Raw genomic sequence first — 1,871 nt, 5'->3', positions numbered from 1 at the left:
GACAAAGGCTGGGATGCCAGAAAGCGTGCGTATTGCCTGAAAATCCAGCCAGCTACAGGGTCGTTCGCACGAAATCTGATTTATTCATAGATGGTCGCCTCCTGTTTGCCAAGCTAAATATGTTGTGGTGGCTTTACTGGTCATCGATTGCAGCCATAGATCCGGACTTTGCCGAGGTGATGTAAAATACCTCTGTCCCTGATGGAATACGCTGATGGAGGCCTCTATCAACAAAGCGCTCTTTCAGGAGCCTTGAATAAACCGGGTTTTCCCCATCGCGGTCTGACCTGTCTTGCCATCACTTCATGCTTGCCTGGGCAATCGGTGGTGTTGTTTCTGTCTTACTGATTAAGCAACTTAAGCGCTTATTATTGGTGCACAATACTCCCGCTCTTTGGCCAGGAGCGCCCACACAGTCCGCGCATTCTTGTTAGCCAATGCTACCGAGGCAATGTTGTTATTCCGGCGCGCCATTAGCTGGTTAGCCCAGCTCGATACGGCATCCTGTTTATGTTTGGCCGACTGCAATACCGCCCTGGCACCATGGATAAGCAAGGTCCTCAAATAGGTATCACCTCGCTTGCTTATCCCGAGCAGGACTTGTTTACCCCCACTGGAGTGCTGACGTGGAACCAATCCGAGCCAGGCAGCCAGTTGTCGGCCATTCTCGAAATTGTTGGCTTTACCAATGGTCGCAATCAGCGCGCTGGCGGTAACAGGGCCAATACCAGGGATCTTGCCGATACGCTGGCAGAGAGCATTTTGCCGATAGCACTGCTCAATCTGCTTGTCGAGTGTAGCGATGACATCGAACAGGTACGCCATGTGGTGCTGTAGTAGACTCAGCTGTGTACGAAACAGGACGGGTAACGGGTTATCCGCATCTTCCACGAGCTCAGGTAATCGTCGCTGTAGCTGCTGGATACCTCGGGGGACGACAATGCCAAATTCGGCCAATAACCCCCTGATTTGATTGGCTTGTGCGGTTCGCTGTTTGATGAAGCTCTGACGACTCCGGTGAAGTGCCAATACGGCTTGCTGCTCAGCGGTTTTGACCGGCACGAACCGCATGTTAGGTCGAGTGACGGCTTCACAAATAGCTTCAGCGTCTGCAGCATCATGCTTATTGGTTTTAACATAGGGTTTGACGAACTGAGGGGCCATCAGTTTGACATTATGGCCCATCGATATCAGTTTATTGGCCCAGAAATGAGCAGATGCACAGGCCTCCATGCCGATCAAACAGGGTGGGATGTTGGCAAAAAAGGAGGCCATTTGTGCCCGTCTGAGTTGTTTGTTGAACAACCGTTTTCCGTGCTCGTCAACCCCATGGATCTGGAAAACGTTTTTTGCCAAATCGATTCCAATAGTTTTAACGTTCATGATAGCAGCGCTCCGTTCAATGAGTGACGATTTATCGTCCCACTGTGGCACAAGAGATGGGAGGCGACCATTCCATTAACAAAGCCTCCTGTAAACAAAAAAACCACCGCTACCAACGGTGGTTCGTTTGCCGGAATTTGGAGCTACCAACACCTCATTCCGAAGGTAACTGGGTATACGAGACCGCAGATACCAAAACTGTTCTTTCAGTGTAGCCGCAGTCAGGCCCATACTTCAAGACCTCTTAAATATCTCGGTAATGCTGCCAACTTACTGATTTAGTGTATGATGGTGATTTTAAGGTGCTTGCGTGGCTTCCATTTCCATCAGATGTCCTTCCTGCTCCGCTACTGAAGGCGTGGTGCGTAACGGCAAAAGCACTGCCGGACATCAGCGCTATCTCTGCTCTCGCTGCCGTAAAACATGGCAACTGCAGTTCACTTACACCGCTTCTCAACCCGGTACGCACCAGAAAATCATTGATATGG

Annotated in this window: 3 protein-coding genes; 2 read left to right on the top strand and 1 reads right to left on the bottom strand. The window is 50.4% G+C overall.

Features of this window, described 5'->3' with window-relative positions:
• A partial coding sequence (locus K5R89_RS26990) for a hypothetical protein (protein ID WP_221853879.1) occupies positions 1–185 on the top strand: 185 nt, incomplete at its 5' end.
• A 172-nt stretch (positions 186–357) separates the two neighbouring features.
• Here K5R89_RS26990 and K5R89_RS26985 read toward each other — a convergent pair.
• Positions 358–1,383 carry an IS110 family transposase gene (locus K5R89_RS26985; RefSeq protein ID WP_001101446.1) on the bottom strand — a complete coding sequence of 342 codons (1,026 nt, stop codon included), beginning with the start codon at positions 1,381–1,383 and terminating at the stop codon, positions 358–360.
• Positions 1,384–1,693: 310 nt separating this feature from the next.
• On the opposite strand from K5R89_RS26985, the gene K5R89_RS26980 reads away from it, so the two are divergent.
• A partial coding sequence (locus K5R89_RS26980) for an IS1 family transposase (protein ID WP_313771228.1) occupies positions 1,694–1,871 on the top strand: 178 nt, incomplete at its 3' end.

The sequence above is a fragment of the Klebsiella sp. TF21-TM genome (assembly GCF_019753495.1).
Classification (GTDB): domain Bacteria; phylum Pseudomonadota; class Gammaproteobacteria; order Enterobacterales; family Enterobacteriaceae; genus Klebsiella; species Klebsiella quasipneumoniae.
Note: the sequence above shows the minus strand (reverse complement) of the source record. Positions and strands in the feature narration are given on the sequence as shown.